Here is a 19,999-nt window from a genome sequence, read left to right as displayed (position 1 = left end):
ATTAATTTTAAATTGAAAATCGAGCACATTATACTGCTTTAAAAATTTAGGGATCCTTGTGCTTATGGTTTCAGTGATTATGTCACGAACCATCCAGAAAATGGTTTGAAATAAAAAATCTGAAAAATAGAATAATCTTAAGATTCAGTTTGTTCGCAAATGCCTTTAACCGTCTGAACAGAACAGTTCAAAAAACTCGACCGCTTAATGAAGGAAAAAATAACCGAAAATTAGTTACCTGAATTTATTTTAGTTATCAATTTTGTCATGTATGCCACCCTTTGATTTTTTGATAATTTTATCCCTACATCAACTGGATTAAAGAGATTTATTCTCTATAATTGAGGGCTCATAAGTCTATTCTAGAACTCAAAAATTTGATTTTTGAATCGTATTTGGGACAGTCAATCGAATATCTGATCATGAATAACAATCCTGAAACTCTGACTGATTTAGAATAGAACAGCTTTTAGGATAGGCTCGAATATTAAGACACGCTCTGAGACACGATGTATGTAAGTCCTATAGGTGTTATATAGATTCAGATTCGCTTGCAGTATCAAAATCATGTTGAAATTGTGGCGAAATGCCTTGGTTTTTAAAGCCTTTGTCAGGTATAATAAGAGAAGGTGCATTAGTCTTTAACCAATCATCAATAGCTTCTTTGATTTCTGAGTCATTCGCACCCTTTTTTAATTTATCTTGTAAATACTTTAAAATGAAATTATCGACGAGAGATATCAGGGAATTTACAGTTTCCCAATATGCGCCTTGGTGCTGATTGAATTTTTCCTTTGGAATACCTAGCAAGTGTAAAAATATTGTACAAGCAGCACATGGTCTTCTTTGCCCTGCAACATAATCAAATTCTTTTATTTTTGTTGCAATTTTTGTTTCGGCGTGTTGGCCTTTCAAACCAGAAACAATAAAATATTTATAACCTTTAAATGCACCTTTAAGTTCATCTATCAATTTCTTTTTGTGCCTTTTTACTCGGACATCGTCTTCTTTTTTTTGGTTGGCAAGAGTCAATATGGCAGACTCATCACTGGGTAACTCACTCTCATTAGAATTTGATGAAATATAAATCTCTTTCTTTTTTATGTTGATTGCGGCTTGGACTTCTTGATAAGATTTATTTGATGAGTTAATTACTGTGGAAAGATGTCTTAAAAAATTAATCTCAGCTAGTTTCTTCTCCGGTTTTACTTCTTCTACTTTTTTTGGTCTTAGTAATCTGGTCTTATGGATTCTTCCGATTACCTCTAAGTCTTTGCTATTGTCTGTTATCGCAGCTTTCAGTGCCGACATCGCCATAGCTTTTACTCTTGCTTTGGAAACAGTTCTTTTGGTAACTCCCTTGGTAACGCCCTTGGTAGCGACAGTTTTTTTAGCTTTTCTGCCTAGCTGTGCCACTGGTGTTACTGCTTGTACTAGGGCATGCTGTGGCAACGTATGGTTTTGCTCCGATGGATGAGAGGCAATATTTGAAGAATTCCATGGGTTAACCGAAGATCCTGCATTGGAATCCATCTCGCCTTTGAGTTGTGCGTTATTTACCAACATCTTTGTTCCCATCACATCCGCTTCATGCTCCAGCCCCTCATCATCATTGACCGAAACTCCATCCTTCAACTGTATTGTCGGATTTACTCTTCCCTGTGCCTGCTGAACTACATGCCATGCCTCATGAGGCAAATGCCTTTCCTGCCCCAGAGCAATATGAATATTCGTTCCCTGAGTATACGCCAGAGCCCCTACTTCAGCAGGTTTATCCGAATTGTAATGCACCCTTACATCGCTCATATCAATTCCAGAAAGGCTCTCCACGCCAGCCTTGAGGTCATCAGGCATTCCGGTTTTATTCTCCCTTTTTGTTTGAATAGGTTCTTCTTCCTCAGGGATTTCCTGCCTCTGTATGCATGAAGAGCATGTTTTGCCCTCAGGTTTACTTTCAAACATGCCTTGAAGTGGCTCTTCTTCCTCCGGTATCTCCTGCCTTTGGACTGGTGCCTGTTGAACCTTTGAAGGGCTTTTAATCTCTGACAGCAGCCTGCCAACTGCCCTGTTTCCAATAGTACGCTGGAGCTGCAAAACATCTTCCGGAGTTAGAGATTTTGGATTGATTCTGGCACGCTGGATGATAGATGTAGGGTTTGATACAGGAGTCTGGATTATGAGAGTAGATCTTCTTTGAGGGGAAGATTCCGGTTTTTTCGATTGTTGAATTTGCTGGTGCTCGGACATGATTAAAACTCCCCTTAGAGGTCGATGAGTTCATTTAAAAAATATTTTGAAAATAGTAACGAATGTACGTTTTGCCACTGTATGAAAAAGTACATGCTTTTCTATTTTTAGAAGGATCACGAAAAGAGAAAGTCTATTTTAGACAACTTTGACATTAGGTGTGAAATTATCCTCAGGCCCGTTTGCGTCCTTCAGGGCTCGTTTATATACTCCATTTATCTGTTGGCTGCCTGGAATAGCAGCTTTTATTTTCCATGAATGATTTTCTGGAACACCAGTATAATCTTCAGGGGCTGGATCCGAGTATATCTATCGTTAAGAGCGAAAAAACTCGTTCAGGTTTAGTTGCGGTACATAGTCTGTGGACGGTTTTTCCTCGAGTTCAAGGTAAAAAATATCTCCTTTTTCGAGACTTATGCTTTTTCCATGCTCCTGTTTGTTTTTCACGGTTGTAAAGCTAAAAAAGGGTAAAAAAGTTGAATAATTATAGATGTAGTCATACACACAATAAAATACAACATTTACACTTTGTGAATTAGTTGCATAATGACACAGATTCAAAAATGTACTAAATTTGTGCGTTGACTAGAATTTACTTCATAAGTGGGGAATCTTACAAGACCTTATTCTGGATCCCCAATTTCCATTTCTTTTTTATGGACCCACAGGTGTTTCCGAATTTTGATCTACTGGTTCCTTCACTTCTCCTGTACTGCCCTCAGCTCCATTCAGCTCCTCAAGCACCTGGATAGCACCACTTATACGCAGCAGTGTATCTCTAAGGTTTGCCTGTTTGCTTTCAAGATCTGCGAACATTTTCTGGCCGGATTCGAATTCGGTTCGGAGTTCATTCAAGCGTTGTTCTAATTGCTGTTTCATAATAAATCCTTCTTAAAGGGGATTTTCCCACATTTCTCCTTTGAAACACAATTTTTATATTGTGCAAATTATAAATTTGTGAAATTGATCAGCCTATACAAAGCATCTTCAGGGATATACTGAATTCAAACCCATAAGAACCATAAGAAATATTGTTCTCTCTAGATAGGGTTACATCCATCTTTCCTGCATCCGAACAATTAATACTTCCATTTAAAGTAGTAAACTTGGTTTGTGAATCTGATCCGTCCCCACTTCGGCTAGGTTCAACGTCATAACCTTCAATAGAAAACAAATATTTTGGAACAGTAGAAATAATAGGTCTTTTAAAAGTTTTGATGTTAAGGAAATGTAAAAACACCTCAAACTTTGTACCTTCAATATGCTTGGGAGTCCAGATTCCAAAAATCGTACTTCCATCGGATGAAATCCTGTTAAAACCTTCATTATAATTTTTTTCCCGAACTAATGTGAACCCTCCATAGAATAATATCAACTTGGGTACAAATCCAATACTTGTACTTTTTGTTGTCTCTGAACTTTTTAAATCATTATTGGTAAAAGAGAAAGTCACCACATTTTGTATAAAATGCGCCGCAGTAAGATCGGTAATTGCGGAGCCTTTGCCCACAAACTCGATAGCTTCAACTGTCCCTTTTACTTCCAATTTTGCAGTTTTACTAGCGGTTCCGATGACGACGTTGCCACTAGAATTCCAATAAAGAGCTGTCTTTTGTCCGCCGTAAGTTGTTCCTAAAGCGCCGCCACCATAACCGAATACCATGGGCCCGTCGATACTTTCACTATATCCAATACCATGATTAAAGTCTCCGGCTTCTCTAAGCCAGATATTGTTGTTGTTGACCCTGATATCTCCATTAACATCCAGCTTAGCTGATGGACTGTTTGTCCCGATGCCGACTTTGCCGTCGCTAGTAATTCGAAGCCTCTCTGTCAACTTATTCTGGACTTGCCCTGGGTTTTTTGTGAAAAATGCCATATGAGATGAAAACTTTCCATCGTCAATTGCTTGCAAAGAAGCAGCAGGGTAGATCACGTCATGGGAGACGGCCACATCTTCATCGGAAACGGCCACATCTACGTTGTTGATGTGGAAATCAAGGCTCAAGACCGCACTTTGCTCGTAACTTGTTAAACTCAGGCATTTTCCATCTTTGCTAACTATATCTAGTGGGGTATTAGGATTTGTCGTCCCGATGCCGACTTTGCCGTCATTATTTATTCGAAGCCTTTCAACCAAATCATTCTCTTTTTTTCCTGGTTCTTTTGTGAAAAATGCCAATTGAGAGGACCAATTACTATCAATCGCTTGCACAGAAGCGGTAGGATAGAGCGGCAATCCTGCATCGTGACTCTGGAAATCAAGCCTCACGGTGCCACCACCCTTACTTGCATTAGAATATTGTAACATTAAGCAGTTACCATCATCGTTTTTTAAATGGAGTAATCTCTGAGGGTTTGTTGTCCCGATGCCGACGTTGCCATCTTTATAAGAAATCCCACCTGCAACACTAGTCCATTGACTGCTCTTGATATTTTCTAATTCTGATCCATCTCCTATAAACTTGGTCGCTTTAACTGTCCCACTTACTTCCAATTTTTCAGATGGTTTATCTATCCCGATGCCGACATTGCCATTGCTAGTAATCCGAAGCCTTTCAACCATCGAATTACGTGGGCGTAAAGTCGGATTAGTAGGGCTTACCTCATCTGATATGACTTCTGGTAGGATTTCCTCCTCTGATAGAAATTCCTCCTCTGGTAGGATTTCCTCAGCTGATAGGATTTCCTCCTCTGGTAGAACTTCCTCAGCTGGTAGGATTTCCTCAGCTGGTAGGATTTCCTCCTCTGATAGGAATTCTGGTGGGACTACTGGTGGGACTACTGGTGGGACTACTGGTGGGACTACTGGTGGGACTACTGGTGGGACTACTGGTGGGACTACTGGTGGGACTACTGGTGGGACTACTGGTGGGACTACTGGTGGGACTACTGGTGGGACTACTGGTGGGACTTCCTCAACGACCTCTGATTCAAATGTGAAAAATGCCAAATGAGATGAAGACTTCTCAGCATTAATTGCCCGAATAGAAGCTGTAGGAGCGGTAGAATTGTCTACATTTCCGCTGGAAGTCATGAAATCAAGAACCATAGCTCTCTCTTCATCTTCTTTGGAGCTTCTTAAAAGCAGGCTTTGACCACTATTGCTAGCTTTGACTGCTCCTATTACCTCTAATTTTTCAGATGGTACAGTTGTCCCGATACCAACGTCTCCATCTATTATTAAATGCTTGTCAAAATGAATACTGTTACTAACAACATAGCTATCTATACTTCCCTTTACTTCGCATTTATTTTCGTTTCCAGGTACTGAATCTTTTTTCTCTGTGGCAGACCAGTCTTCTAAAGTAACGAAATGATTAGACCTAAAATAGTATGTCGTTCCACCGCCTCTCAGCCACACAATAAACCTACTCTGGATACCGTTCCTATATCCGGCTATAAATTGAGTACTGCTATTGTATATTTCTGCACGACATACTTCGCTGCCATGGCCCCAATTGTTAGAATGAACATAAAACTTGCTGGTTAACGAACCTTTCCATTCAGAATCAGTGTGGACATTTGGTCTATTAATCTCCAATATCAGGGGACCGTCTCCCCAATCATTATCCCAAAAGAATATTGGATAAAACTTATCTAAATCGCCCTCAACTTTGAAACTACTAATTGCTGGTTTTGACTGGACGGCTGTAGCTTTAATAGCCCCGTTCACTTCTAACTGATTTGCTTCTTTGCAGGTCAGCTTTGGCCACTCTTTTGATGGTATCTGATCATTTTTAAAAATCAGACTCTTTATTGTTAATTTATCCTTTCCTCTCCCTTCCCTCAAATCTTCAATATCTTCATCTCGAATTTCACTTTGTTCTTTTGTCCTTGTTATCCTTGCAAGATCATAATAATGATGATATGCGAGCTCCGTCATCTTAATACTCATTGCTTTTGCATAGTCAATAATCCAGAGACCGTCTATCTGGGCAATACTGTCGACTGCCCCCTGGAAGACCTGGTTGACATGGACTTTCAGGACAACAACACGGTCTTCACCCTGGACGTCATCGAGTTTGACTTCCCACGTACTTTCGACGGTTCCAACTTTAATAATTTCTTCTCTGACCTTTTGCCCATTTTTGTTGAATTCGAGTGAGACTTCCTTATTATCTACATCTACCTGCTTGACTTGGAGAGTGTAGCCCTTACCCATGTCTATTTTTTCTCCAGACTTGTAGGCGTGCTTTTCGTTGCTGTTAAGAAGAAGCTTGGCGAACTTAACAGCGTCAGGTTTTAGTGGAATGTCGTCAGGATTCAGTGGAACATATTCTTCTGCAAAGCAGTTAAGAACAGGATATTTACCCCAATCTTTATACTTATAGTCAACATATTTTGTGGTGATATCGTTATTCTGCTTTGCAGGCGGCTTTTCTCCCTTACTACCTTCATCGACCCTGACGCACCATGCAAGCTTGTGTCTTATGGCAGTCTCTTCATTCAGATCCTGTGGATTTTTAAGTTGGTCATTTTCTCCTTGGCTCCTTATTTCCTCAATCCATACATCCAGATACACAGTATCTTCCCTGCCAACTGGCACGGGCCCTAAGTCCGGAGTAGTTTCATGTATGCTTTTTTGATCCGAGTAACTGCTCACAGAATTATCGTAAAGCTCCGGGTCATTTACTACTTCAAATCCGTCTACCATGCAGCGTCCTTTCCCAATTAGGAAATTGTTGGCTGATGGATTGCACGCACTGATCTTAAACCCGTCATCAGGAGACCCGTTGCCTATGTACTCCCTCCGCGTTATCATTTCCTCGTAACGCCTTATGTCTTCAAGCTCGTTCCAGTCCCTGTCCAGCAGAGGTACACCCTGTTGCAGGCGTACTCCAATGTATCTTTTCTTAGGGTCAAAGGTATCCTTTTTATCGTTTGTAAAATTCCCTTTTTGATCGTTATCTTCCATCCAGTATGATTTGCCCATGAGACCTGCTCCGTGATCTAAATTTGATTGAAGTTATCCAAAAATAAATTTGTTAATAAACAACGCTCTATGCTCTCATTTTCTTCATCAATCCTGAGTTCTATCTATTACTTATCAGATCAATCAATAAAAATAGAATAAGTAAAATCCAGTGACACTAAATCGGTAAATAACTGATTTTTATGAAAATATCAAAGTTATAGAGACAATTGAGGAATCCTGAAAAAATTGTTTCCTTAAAAGAGTATCCATTAAATGCATTTTTCAGTAAAAGCTTGCTAATTAGCTGTGTAAATTAATTCAATCCATTAGAATCAGGAAAATTGAGTTACGTCGCTAGAATCGTTTTTTAAGAGGATTCAGTACCAAATATTATTATAAGTCAAACTTGGTTAATTGGAAACGTCAATTTTATTGTTCTTGTTAGTGTCATATCCTGTTCTTTCGTAATAGTGCCATGTGTAGCATAATTTACAAAAAAAATCTTGGTTTCCTTTATTGTTTCCTTATTTTTCTCCTCATTTGTTTCCTTGTTTGTCTCCTCGTTTATTTCCTCATTTGTTTCTGTCTCTAGATCATAATATCCTAGTAAGGCAAATTCTTCGAATTTTAAAGAATCGTCACAATCGGGGATATTTTTTTCAAATGTTATGCTTATTCTTAACATATTTGTAACTGTCTTTGAAACTGTTTCTTCTTTTGTTTCTTTATCAACGCTCAAATATTCCACTTCACCGTCAGTGATTTTCTTTGCCCACACCCAGTTATCTGCATCACTAGCATTAAGACATTTATTCCACTCAGATGTATTCGGTTTTACACCTGTCTGTTTTACAGAATCAAAAAATTTGACGACCTTCGTTTGAAAATCATCTGAATTATTGCTGCCGCAGCCAACTGCTATATACTCTATTCCGATACCTACAGGTTTGTTATCTGCATCTTTAAAATCTTTCTTCATTAAAGCAGCCAGGAAACAGCCGAAATCCGATACTATTTTATTAGAGTTCCAGCCTGCATCTTCGACTACCTTTCCATCTCTTTTTAAAACATCCCTGAATTCTCCTTTTATACGCATGATTTTCACCTTGAATAAATCTTTTATAACAATTATATGGAAAATGTAGAAATTATTTTCCGGTTTACGGTTCTAAAGTTCTTATATTCGGGGTTTTCCTTACTGTAAGTACGACCATAAGAATGATCAGGACTATCAGGTCTGTAATATGTGTAAAAACGAGTCCAGTATTCAACTCCATCCGTGCATTCCCCCTTAACATATTGGATTTCGTTACCCTCTTCCAGAGGAGATGCCATCGCTTCATCTGAATGCTCGTCACCAATCAAGCCTAAAGAATAATCTTCAAGTCGAGGCGCTATCACTTCATCTGAGTATTTGTCATTAATCAGGTCCAATGAATAAGATTCTTCAAGTGAAGTTGTTTCAACATAGGTAATATCAGCCTTTACAAAAACCGGCAAGAAGGAATCTATGATCTTATGCAGTTGATGCCTTTCAATCTGAAGTTTATCCCCAAAGGGGAATAAAACAAAAATGCCAATAGAATTTGAAAAATAACTTATTGCTTGTCCATTTTTTCCCGAGCTTACGCCAGTTACATAATGCAATTCATCACAGTATTTGCCTCTATTTGTCAGCAAACCAGGAATTTTTGCAGGATGGGTATCGTCATCTGAATCAACTGTATATACCGTTCTGGATGTTCTGCGGTAAAATTTTGTGCACTCTGGGTCATGATTATAGGCTTTAGTCACGCATTTAAGAATGTCTACCTTCTCATCATCGTCTAACTCATTTTCCTCATCATGCTCCATACCCCAGGAACGAAACACATTGTTCTTGTACTCTTTAATGCAGCACTTCTTCCCTGTGAGAAGAGACACAAGGTCTGATAACCCGGCTACTGTCCCCTTCTTCTTGTAAAATTGAACCGCATTTAATATGAACTCCCTTTTCTGGTTTTCTTCCAGCAGATCGTACAGGTCAAGGGAAATCCAGTCAGCCAGCCAGTGATAGAATTCCTCCGGGGCAGCCATAGGGTCAAAAAACAGAGGTAAGCTGGATATCAACTCCCCGCTGTCGTACATTGAGGATTCAAATATCGATAGGAACCGCTCAAGAAAATCTTTGCTCTCACTGTTGTCCTGGTATATTGCAGGAAGGTACCGGAGGTAAGAAAGCCTCTCGTAGTATACCTTCACCTGTTTCAAGACAGGGGATTCCTTACCTTCACGGTGGAGATCTATGCTCAGTCGAATGTATCTGCCAAGTGGAACTTGGATAAGAGCGTCCTTTGCCTTTGAAAAAACAATTGGTTCAGAATTGGGAGAAAATTCGAATTTTTCTATATCCGAAGTACTAAAAGTAATAGAAATTGTAGAATTATCAGGTATATCTGCATCAAGGACAATACGGTGCCAGAAACAGCCTAAAATTCCACTGTCAAGAGATTCTGAAGTGTATGTGCCGTCTTTCTCGGTGTTCTTAAGCTTTTCCGTGTGCTTGAGTTTTAGGCCCTCGACAAAAATTAGATTATCCCCAGTAACCTCCTTCCAGTCTTCGCTTGTTAAAGCTCTGAATTTAAACTCCGAAGACATCAGGTTTCCTCCCTGGCTACAATTTTTGTTTTTACTAAATCTAAATAGACTAGACCCTCTGCCGGTATACTGATACTTCTCGTCGCCGTTGGGGGTATATCGAGAGATTCCTTCTCCGTTTTACGTATTCCTCTTAAGGTTACACTCACTACATAATCCACGCCTTCTACGCCATCTATTAGTTCATAAATTTCTGATAGATACACAGATCTTCCAAAAGGCAAACCCTTGCCATCGAAACCTCCTGAAACCGGATGGAGGAACTTTTCTAGTTTATTTTCAATAGCTTTTTTCACCTGAGCTGTAAGATTTTTAGGCTTTACAACTACCTCTGCTTTCACTGAGATCTCTACATACACAGGCTGAAGAACAAATAGTTCGGTTGTGAGCAGGCGGTGCTCATCTAAGTGCCTGTAAACAGCCTTCAGGAAGTTTTCACTTGGAATAGGATTATTAAAAGGGCTTTCCGGAACAACAATAATGCTAATAATACCCGGCACTTCTCTGTCCTGGCTGGGGTGATATCTTGGTAAGGCTTTAGCCCTTGCAACACGCAGTCCGGGTGTGTTCAAAGCAAGGTATTCATAATCCGCAGATGTAACAGCCCTTGTTACTTTTTTCAACTCATTCCTTGCACGTTGAATTGCTTCCTCAAGTGTCTCAGCTTCCGTTCCGCATGATGCTGCTTCTATGTTGATAACCGTTACCCTCTCATCAAGGGAGCCATCTAAAATCCTTGTTATGGCTCCGGCTTTTACATTTCCACGCACTCCTCCGCCTGAACAATAAGAAACCCTAATATTGTCTGTGCCCTTTGGTGGGATTTTACCATTAATACCGTTTCCAAAAGTCACTCTACCCGAAGCAAAATTCACAGTGTAATGCTGGTCTCCCGGCTTTGAAGCATCAAAATCCTTTACCTCGGTCCAGTTTTCGTCTTTATTGACGGTGAGCCTTTTATCCGGTTCAGTTGCATCCAGCACAGGCACATGTTCCAGGTCTATATAAAAACCAGGCAGACCACTGCTTGAAAATTTAACCTCATTATATGGAATAGCATTAACTGCAGAAACTGTATTTAAAAGCACACGATCGATTTTCGGTGGGATATAATAACCATTCTTATCCTTCACGCTGCATCTTAGCCAGAAAAAACCTTTTGTTTCACCGATATCTTTTTCTTTCAACTCTTTATCTATTTTTATTCTAACCTTACCACTGACTGTTAAATTCCTGGTCCCGTCCGTTACTCCGCCGTCTTCTATTGTATTCCACTCATTAGTATCGGGAGTTTCATTGGCGCCGTAATACTCCCAGTTTAACGTTCCTGATGGAACCAGAACTGTATTTTCTTCATCTGCAAGTGGCTCATCATCCTGAAGATAAAACGCAAGAACAATTTCCTTTTCAAGGTTATACTTAAATGGATTATCCTCAAATCCAATATAAAGCTCATCACCTTCTTCCGGTTGCTCGCCCGTCCGGAACGCATGATAGTACAGGTTGTCGTTTTTATTAACTTCAGTATTATTGATATATATGTCACCTGCATTACGGGAGAGAACTGTTATATCATTAACCTTCAGGTCTTTATTTAAAAGCACGTGATCGATTTTTGGTAGAATAGAATTACCATTTTCATTTATTTTGCACCTTAGCCAGAAAAGATCTTTCCCACTAACTTTTGTCTTTTTCATGCCATTAACTATTTTTATATTAACCATACCACTGAGAGCAGTGCTATCGACTATTTCTTCAATAGAATGCCATTTCCCGTCTACTGAAAAATATTCCCAACTTAATGTTCCTGATGGAACCAAAAACGAACTATCTTCTTTTTTAAACGGCTCTTCAACCTGAAAATAAAATTTAAGAACTATTTCCTTATTCGGATAATCCTTAAATCCAATGTATAGCTCATCACCTTCTTTCAGTTGTTCGTCCGGCCTGAATTCATATTGGCACACATCATCTTTTTTATTAGTTTTAATATAGACTTCATGTGTATTTACCTCACGGGAAAGAACTGTTATTTCCGTATTTACTACTTTAAGATCCTGCTCTATTCTAAAAAATATATTTTCACCCGTAACCGGGTAGGTAGCAACTACTATAGTTCCCTTCGGCACATCTGCCTGCGTAACACCCGGCCGTAGAGAAAAAGTGACATCGACCTTTGCTGCACTTGCAGGTTTTAGTTTTGGAATGCCTATCAGCTTTAAATATTTCCTGTAATTTTTGTCATTAATCCTGTTCAGGCGGTAGATCTGCATCTCAGTCAGCCAGGAGAAAAGTTCAATGAAAGTGATGCCAGGATCGTGTACATTATAGTCTGTCCATCCGGGCGCGTATATGGGTATGCGGGAAATCGAGTCTTTCACAAGGTCGTCAAATGCCTTGTTATCCAGGTTTTCTTTAGGTAGCGGCATATTAACTTCCCAACCTCATTGTTATTTCGTGTTCACCCGAGCAGACAATCTTAAACTTGTCTATTGAAATATCCTCACAGGAATTGTTAAGCGTTAGATTTTCCACGTGATCCACGCCTTTTATACCTTCAAGCATCGCGTAAATTTCTGAGATGTGTACTCCCCTTCCGAATTCCCATCCACTTTCATCGTTTCCTCCTGTGAGAGGGTGAAGGTACTCTTTCAGTAGATTTAAAATAGTTTTTTCTAAAGGAATTGCCTGGTCAATGGACTCAGGTATGACGTCAACTTTGACTTTGATCTCTCCATAAGTTGGACCTGTAACCACCAGGCTTTCTTCAAGTATCATGTTCAGGCTGCGTTCAAGAAGGCTCTTTCTTACAATCTCCAATAACCCTCTTGAAGGCTGAGGCTTATCCTCTTCACCTTTCGGAATTACAATGACAGTTAATTTGTTGTTAATCACGAGACACTTTGTCCTTGCAATATAACTTGAGGCTGCCTTTGCTAATCTTTCAAAATCCTCTTTGGTAACCGCCCTGTCCCTGTGTTTTATCAGATGAGGCCCTCTTTCAAAAATCTCTGAAAGCAGTTCTGTATCAGAACCTCCTTCAGCAGGCTCATGATTAGTAATATGGTCGATGCCGGCAATTGATGACATAAGTGTTTTTATTTCGTTCTCTGCAACATTTCCCAGCACCCCACCGCCTGTTTTGTAAGTGGCTTTAATATTATCCTGCCCTATAGGAGGAATCATTCCGTGCTTTCCATCCCCAAACTGCAATATCCCCATGGCGTTGTCTATCGTACAATGCCTGCTCCGGGAACCAGAATCCACAAAATCATCAACCACCTTCCATCTGACCCACATTTCTATGGTTTTTCCTGTGTCATCTTTAATCTCATTTATATCTTCACTGGATGGAGAGTCTTCCTCACCTTTAGAAACAGTATTTTCGTGTCTTACCCATATCTCAGGGGAGATTACAGGGACTCTGAAAAAATTATAGCTTTTGTTTTTCTCTCCGTCTCCTGAACCGAGAATTTCATCCTTAATAGTCTCAACCTGTTCTGCCCATACCGTATTTGGATATATCCCTTTAATTAAAGGCATCCTGCCAGGTTTAATCAATTCGCCCATAAGCCAGTAGCTCTCTATCCCGAACTTATGCGTTTTTGACTGATCAGGCGGTCCTATAAATTCAAGTGTTCCAGTAGTTGTGAGATAATGGGTATTATCAGTCACTTCAAGGTTAGTTCTTTTGAATACAAGTGCATTCCTGGTATAATCGTAATTTAACTTTTCTTTCAATGTAATTGTTCCATTTGACTCGAGAGAGTCAACAATTGCTGTCCCTGTTATGGTTCTGGAACCAACTATTTCCTCAAAAAGAAGTACTGTGCCGATGGATATTCCTGCAGTCGAAGCGAGAGTTATTTCGGTCGTGCTTGTTATATTTGCGATCAAATTGGGCGCTTTGCTCCAGTAGGTCCATTTGATTTTTGGTCTGGATTCGAGCGGGTAATCCATGTCTTTGAGGGAAAAGAAAATACCGATATTGCCTTTCTTGAATGAATCTTTAAAGCCTATATATAAAGTTGGATATTTTTCAGGAAGAGGAGTAAATAGTTTAAGTCCCGTACCATCCTCGCTTTCTTGGGTAAAATCATGACATTCAAGATTGTTACAGGAAAGACAACGTTGCAAAAATATTTTATTTTCGATATAATATTGAATCTTAATTTCATTGACAATAGGTGCTTTGAAATTTGGTTGAACCTCCCAGTGAGCATCATCACCTTGACCTATCTTAACCGGATCATACTTTCCATAGTTCCCGTCTACTAACCGGACCCTTATCCAATAATTTTCCACACCATTAACTTCAATTTCCTCGATATCGGCAGGGCATTTAAATTTGATGCTGCCAGAATGATCCGGGTCATTTAATACAAAATTATTTAGTTTATTATCATCAAGCGAAAGAGCACACCATACTTTCCCATTCCAGTATTCCCATGGAAGTGTTCTGTCACCCTTATCTGGTATTGGGACTTCGCCCACATTTCGAATGAAAGTTATCGTAATTACTGCATTTCTCTTTGAAAATGCTTCTCGATTTGCAATATAAAAAGTATTAAGTAAGCAAGGTTGCTGTCCGAAAATATAAAATTTTCCAGATTTATTTATCTCTAGAGGTACTTGATCGAAATAACCAATATCCGGCTTAATAGTTTGGCCATCAGCAAGCCCCACTTTTATCTGGATATTCTTAATAACGGGCAGAGCCGAGTTTTTAATAACTTTATTTGCTCTACAACGTATCCAGCGCGTTTTAATCCCATTAATTTCTTTTTCTTTTATAGGTGTGTCAATTTGTAATTTCAAGTTATTTTTGTTCGGATCTGGTGTTATCTTTGAGTCATCAATTATTTTTAGTTCGTCGTTTTCTCCCCAGTACTCCCAGATAAAGTTCTTGAGGAATTCTACACTGCCAGTTTCAAATTCAAAGTGAAGTTCTATTATTGCTGGATTTTTCAAATTAAAGAGCTCTTTGTGGCCCAGATATAAAATATGATCCTGTTTATTTTTAAGGTTAGAAGAAGTGCTATCTAAACTCAGTTCTTCCGTCCGAGTTCTTTCTGTTTCAAAAATTGAAAACTCTTTTTTCATAAAAAAATTATCCGTATACCTATATACAGAATCGTCATCAGGATCTACCCCGTATATCTCTTCTATTGCAGCGCTGGTTGCAAAAATTCCATTTGTGGTTTCAAAGTTCAGGACTTTATGCCTCTCGGTCTCATCAGCAGCTACCATCGTTCCTGCAGGTACAAAGACGCCGCCGGAGAGATTTTCCGGAAGATAGAATGTTACTGGCACTTTCGCTGGCTGGGCTGGCATTAGTTTTAGCCCGATCATCTCCAGAAAAGCAGCGAAATTCTTCTCAGGCACACGGTTCAACCTGCTGATTATTTCCTCCTGCATATGGGTAAAGATCTTAAGGAGAGCGACACCAGTATCCATGTCATCTGCAGCGTCCCATTCGGGCGTATATAAAGGAGCAATGCTCCTTTTTTCTTCTAAAAGCTTCTGGAAATTCCTTGAATCTATTTTCGGCATGTTTACCTGCTTTCCTTCAAATAAAATGGATAAACGAGATTGAACCTGTTATTAGTCGTTCTGACCGTGTAATCTATACTGATAAGGAGTTTCTCTTCCTCATCGGCATCTGCCACTGCTTTTACACCGGTAATTTCAATTCTCGGCTCCCAGAATACAAGTGCTTCTCTGACACTTGCTTCTATCAGCATGATCGTTGAGGTGTTTATGGGAGAAAAAACATAATCGTAAATCCCGCAGCCAAAATCCGGGCGCATTGCCCGCTCACCTTTGGAAGTGCCAAGAATAACCGAGATAGCTTCCTTTATATCGTCTTCATACGAAGACATCTTTATTTTTCCAGTTAAACTCACATTAACAGGGAACTGCCACCCTTTTCCCAGAAATTCCTTGGTCATATTTTATCCCCCTTGGTCATATTTTATCCCCCTTATCCTATCAGTACGGTCATGCAGCCCATAGTAATAGTATTGGGCGGCCCGCTCTCAACAATGGTATCACCCATGCGTGCAGCAGGGAGGTTGTTAATTAGAACTGTGACGCTTCCTACGGCAACAACCCCTCCTACATGCGGCACAACTCCAGAAACTAGAGGACACGTATGAGTATCTACTGCTGCTCTCCAGGCGGGCATTCCTCCGATTAATACGTTGACACTTCCAGGCCCCGGACCAAGAGGAGTACCATGGCTTGTTAAATCTCCGACTCTGGCTGCTGGTGGCATTCTGATAACCCCTTAATTAATTTTTACCAAGCTGCCCTGGAGAGTTAAAATACCCGATGATTTAATAGTCATCATCCCTCCAGCTTCGATCTCAATAGTCGGGGCTTTTAAGCTAAGTTTTAACTGGCTGGATATAGCAATCGAATTAGCCACAGAATCTATTGTAATCGAGTTACTTCCGCTTTTTATCTCGATTTTCATCTGGCTGGATATGGCCATTGCATTATTGGCAGAATCTATTAAAATCGAGTTATTCCCGCTTTTATCCTTTATCTCCAGTTTTTCTTTGCCGCTTGAGTCGTCAAGAACTATCGTGTGGCCTGCTTTAGTATGAATCTCTACATTTTCTTTATTCTCTTCGTCGTTAAAAATAAGCTCATGCCCACTTCTTGACTTTATCTTTCTTATGTTATTCTTGCCGTCAGAGTTGGTCTCAATAGGTTTATCGACCCCATTCCAGAGCGCTCCGATAATATATGGGCGATTAATATTCCCGTTTTCAAAAGCAACCAGCACTTCGTCCCCAACCTCTGGTAGGAAAAAACTCCCACGCCCTCCCCCTGCCATAAATGTGGTCATGCGTACCCAGTCGGTTTCATTATCATCCGAAAGCCATGGAAATTTTACTTTCAATCTTCCCAGTTTGTCAGGGTCCTTATTATTGGTAACAATGCCGCATGCGACACCATTTAATTTTCCAGCAGATTTATTTGTAGTTCCGAGTTCATCGAGGATACTATTATTGTGGCCTACAGAAAATCGGGTTACATAACCACGTTCATTTATAGTGTGAGTAGTTTCTGTAACATAGTACTTGTGACTGAACAACTTTCCTATTTTTTCAAGTTTAACATTCACGCCTACCCGGATCTGTGGAAGTCCAATACACTCAACTTTACCCCCGAAAAGGGTATCATTCGCTTTGGCCAATTCCGCCTTAGCGATTGCAACAGCATGTTCTTTTGAGTTCACCACCTCGACTGTTATTACCTTCTTCGCCAAATCCTTGGAACCCGTTTTATTCGCTAAAGCCACTAATTCGCGTTCTGCCTTTGCTTTCCCTATAAAAATTGTATTTGGGTCTTGCGGATTATGTCCTCTTACCTCTACTTCAGCGAGTAATCCGGTAGTGTTCATAACTGGATTAAAACTGATGATGTCTTTACCCAGTTCTAACTTTAAAATTTCCTTTTTATTATTTCCTGACTTAACAAAATGAATTGTCCGTCCTTCAATATAAAAAACAAATCCAACTTTGTTTCTAATGTCGTCAAGGAATTCATAGTAAGTTTCGCTATTGTTCTTACGAATGAATTTTTCGAATTTTCCAGTGTTATCCACAACACAATCTAACCCTGCTTCCTGAGCAATCGTTCGGACTATATCGCTATATGTTTTTTCAATAAAGGTTCTTTCAGGCGTAGCCCGTTTCATATAATCGTATGAAGGATCCTGTCCTCTTATCTTAAGTGTAGGTGTATCACCCGCGAAAAAACTTGGTTCAAGACTTGTTATTCTCCCCATTAACATAGTATGCAGGTTACTTCCAGATCCAATTTTTATAGTTATCTTGTTTCCAACGTTAAAACGGGAGTCGTCAATCCATTTGAATTTCTGGGTGTTCATATCGAACTCGTTATGAAACGTTAATTCGAAACTTGCTCCCTCATCTAGTTTTTCATATACGGTTACATCAATAATTTCTTTAGAAGTGCTCACATCTAATTTTTCACCTTCAATCTCAACCTCAAATCTTGGAGCATAAAAATTGAGATTTCCTTTTGACAGGGTTTCCAGGGTCATTATGAATTCACTCCTTTACCGGGATAATAAGCCTCTGACCAGGGTTCAGGATGCGGGGATTATCAATATTGTTCCTTTCAGCAATCAGTCTCCAGTCCCCTGGATTTCCATACTCTTTAGCCGCTATTGCCCACAGAGTATCCCCCTGGGTAACTACCCAGGTTTTTGTCAGATCAGTCGATTGAAAAGCAATTTCTTTGACCTGTACATCTACTTCCCGATATTCCTTCAGAGTAACGTTTAGCGTTGCTCTTACCGGAATCCCTTCCGGAAGGAACATCGTAAACCTTTTGGTAACCCTTTCAATGATGCACTGGAAAATAAAAGCCCCCCAGATAAAAATGCAAACCGGAGGAGCATGCAGATCAGAATCTATATCCATCAGGCCTTTTGCTGCTTTGGGCAGACTGCTGAACATGCTTCCTGCATCCCAGCCTGTAATCCTATCAGTGAATAAACGTACATCTGTCCCTTGTTCATATGTATCGAAAAACAAATCCATAGTCACGGATCTTGCATTTCCTCTCACAAATTGAAATATTGGAGATGAAAGGCCCGGGATATTCACTTCAGCAAATTGATTACTTTTTTCGACAGTCAATTCTTTAGGGTTGAACAGGCAGGGAACTACCATTAAAGGATTATCTTTTCTTGTCAAAAAAGCTTTTACCAGCGTTTAAAATCCCCTCCTCTCTCTCTCCATTCTTATTGTCCGTTCAATGTTTTGATAGACCTGATCAGAAATTCGATTTATATCGAGATGCCGTTTTATATCCGCTTCTCCAGGAGAAGACGTCGTTTTCTGTGATACTGATTTCTTTGTTTCAAGAACAATTTCTTTAATTTGTTTTATCTCCTGCTCTAAGCTTCTCGGCTCCTGAAAGTGAAGGCCTACAATGCCTGCTTTACAGGCATATGTGTTCTGTACAGAACCGGATGAGTCCTGTTCGGAGCTGCCGTAATAGTTATTTATAAAAGGCTTGTTGACAGTTACCTGGTTTAGTTCATTAAAAAAAAGTCTGTTTACACCATGAATTGTATTAAACAGCAAATTATCCTGCAACAATATCACAGGGGATTTATGCTCAAATACAGACCGATTTTTTAGTGAATTTTCTTCATTAATAACTGTAGAAATCCTGACAACTTTTAATGATCTGTAGTTTATTCTCTCCCCGAAGAATCGGTGACTAAAAATATTCGAATTGTTGCCGTAATTTAATATTTGATGATTGACCGCAACACTGTCATGATAAATGGATTTAGGCGTCTGTTGATATAAAGCAGCATCTAAACCCAAAAAAAGTGGATTTAATGTTTTATTTGATTTATTTTTTATGTTTCCAGTCCTAAAAACTATAGATTTTAAAAATGAAACTACTGAAATCCTGTTTGCAGAGATCTGCTCAGCTGGAATAAGGCCTGATACAGCCCGATGCACCCCTGGAATTTTCAATTCTGTCAAAAATACATTCGTTACATCATTTATATTCGGAGTGCTTTTTGATTTCACTATTGGTTGAAGGATGTTTTTCTCGGTGTTTAACCCGGAAAACATTTCTCTTATAACAGGAATATTTTTCACAATTACAGAGGATACAACATTTTGTTTATTCAAACTAATGGCGGGTGATTTATGTTCGAGTACAGATTGATACCTGAGCTTATTTTCTTTATCGGTAAAAGTAGAATACTTGGCAATATTTAATGATCTATTGTTTATTTTCCTTCCAAGTATTTTCAATTTTGAACTTTGTGTATTTCCCCCATAACTTAATGGTTGTGAATTCACCATTTCAATATCTGAGGAGGTTGCGTGAGTTACTTGCTGATAAGAAGTAGCATTTACAGCCAAAAATAATGGTTTTATCACTTTACTTGATTCGGTTACGTTTTTCACCAAAAAAGAAGGTACAATATTTTGCTTATCTAAATGAAGCCGGAACTTCAGGATCATATTGATTTTTGGGGGGACAAAATATTCTTTTTCTTTGTGAAAAATCATCCTGGGAAATTTGGAAGCATTCCTTTTGCCAGTCTGATATTTTTGTATAACTTTTTTGTAAAAATTAGGGTTGGAGAGAGTTACTATGGATTTTATATCAGACCCGTCCATT

At 39.4% G+C, this 19,999-nt stretch carries 13 protein-coding genes; all 13 read right to left on the bottom strand.

The genetic code is table 11. The annotated features are described in order from the left end of the window. Positions 1-531: 531 nt before the first annotated feature. Complete coding sequence (locus MSWHS_RS18480; protein WP_052722679.1) at positions 532-2,247, bottom strand: DUF4157 domain-containing protein; 1,716 nt, start codon at positions 2,245-2,247, stop codon at positions 532-534. A 138-nt stretch (positions 2,248-2,385) separates the two neighbouring features. Further along, on the bottom strand, positions 2,386-2,556 hold the full coding sequence (locus MSWHS_RS22320; protein WP_369798983.1) for a protease inhibitor I42 family protein: 171 nt from the start codon (positions 2,554-2,556) through the stop codon (positions 2,386-2,388). Between the two features lie 345 nt (positions 2,557-2,901). After that, positions 2,902-3,126 carry a hypothetical protein gene (locus tag MSWHS_RS09750; protein WP_048158988.1) on the bottom strand — a complete coding sequence of 75 codons (225 nt, stop codon included), beginning with the start codon at positions 3,124-3,126 and terminating at the stop codon, positions 2,902-2,904. A gap of 88 nt (positions 3,127-3,214) precedes the next feature. Then, positions 3,215-7,183, bottom strand: coding sequence for an S-layer protein domain-containing protein (locus MSWHS_RS20965; protein ID WP_052722678.1), 3,969 nt, complete (start codon positions 7,181-7,183; stop codon positions 3,215-3,217). A gap of 382 nt (positions 7,184-7,565) precedes the next feature. After that, positions 7,566-8,261 carry a hypothetical protein gene (locus MSWHS_RS09740; protein WP_048158987.1) on the bottom strand — a complete coding sequence of 232 codons (696 nt, stop codon included), beginning with the start codon at positions 8,259-8,261 and terminating at the stop codon, positions 7,566-7,568. 32 nt (positions 8,262-8,293) lie between these two features. Continuing rightward, the gene (locus tag MSWHS_RS09735; protein WP_048158986.1) at positions 8,294-9,802 is read right to left on the bottom strand and encodes a phage tail protein; all 1,509 of its coding nucleotides are present in this window, start codon (positions 9,800-9,802) and stop codon (positions 8,294-8,296) included. Continuing rightward, a complete protein-coding gene (locus MSWHS_RS09730; protein ID WP_048158985.1) occupies positions 9,802-12,231 on the bottom strand; it encodes a putative baseplate assembly protein in 2,430 nt (809 codons plus the stop codon). The genes MSWHS_RS09735 and MSWHS_RS09730 overlap by 1 nt, the downstream gene beginning before the upstream one ends. A 1-nt stretch (position 12,232) precedes the next feature. Next, positions 12,233-15,355: a putative baseplate assembly protein gene (locus MSWHS_RS09725; protein WP_048158984.1), complete on the bottom strand. Its 3,123-nt coding sequence runs from the start codon at positions 15,353-15,355 to the stop codon at positions 12,233-12,235. Between the two features lie 2 nt (positions 15,356-15,357). Then, positions 15,358-15,753, bottom strand: a complete 396-nt coding sequence (locus MSWHS_RS09720) for a GPW/gp25 family protein (protein WP_048158983.1) — start codon at positions 15,751-15,753, stop codon at positions 15,358-15,360. 32 nt (positions 15,754-15,785) lie between these two features. Further along, the gene (locus MSWHS_RS09715) at positions 15,786-16,079 is read right to left on the bottom strand and encodes a PAAR domain-containing protein (protein ID WP_048158982.1); all 294 of its coding nucleotides are present in this window, start codon (positions 16,077-16,079) and stop codon (positions 15,786-15,788) included. Between the two features lie 12 nt (positions 16,080-16,091). Beyond that, positions 16,092-17,882 (bottom strand): phage baseplate assembly protein V, encoded by a 1,791-nt coding sequence (locus MSWHS_RS21555; RefSeq protein ID WP_231585373.1) that lies wholly within the window; start codon positions 17,880-17,882, stop codon positions 16,092-16,094. 7 nt (positions 17,883-17,889) lie between these two features. Then, positions 17,890-18,540 (bottom strand): LysM peptidoglycan-binding domain-containing protein, encoded by a 651-nt coding sequence (locus MSWHS_RS09705; RefSeq protein ID WP_231585372.1) that lies wholly within the window; start codon positions 18,538-18,540, stop codon positions 17,890-17,892. An 18-nt stretch (positions 18,541-18,558) separates the two neighbouring features. Next, positions 18,559-19,998 (bottom strand): hypothetical protein, encoded by a 1,440-nt coding sequence (locus tag MSWHS_RS09700; protein ID WP_048158981.1) that lies wholly within the window; start codon positions 19,996-19,998, stop codon positions 18,559-18,561. Position 19,999: the final 1 nt, after the last annotated feature.

The sequence above is a fragment of the Methanosarcina sp. WWM596 genome (assembly GCF_000969965.1).
GTDB lineage: Archaea > Halobacteriota > Methanosarcinia > Methanosarcinales > Methanosarcinaceae > Methanosarcina.
Note: the sequence above shows the minus strand (reverse complement) of the source record. Positions and strands in the feature narration are given on the sequence as shown.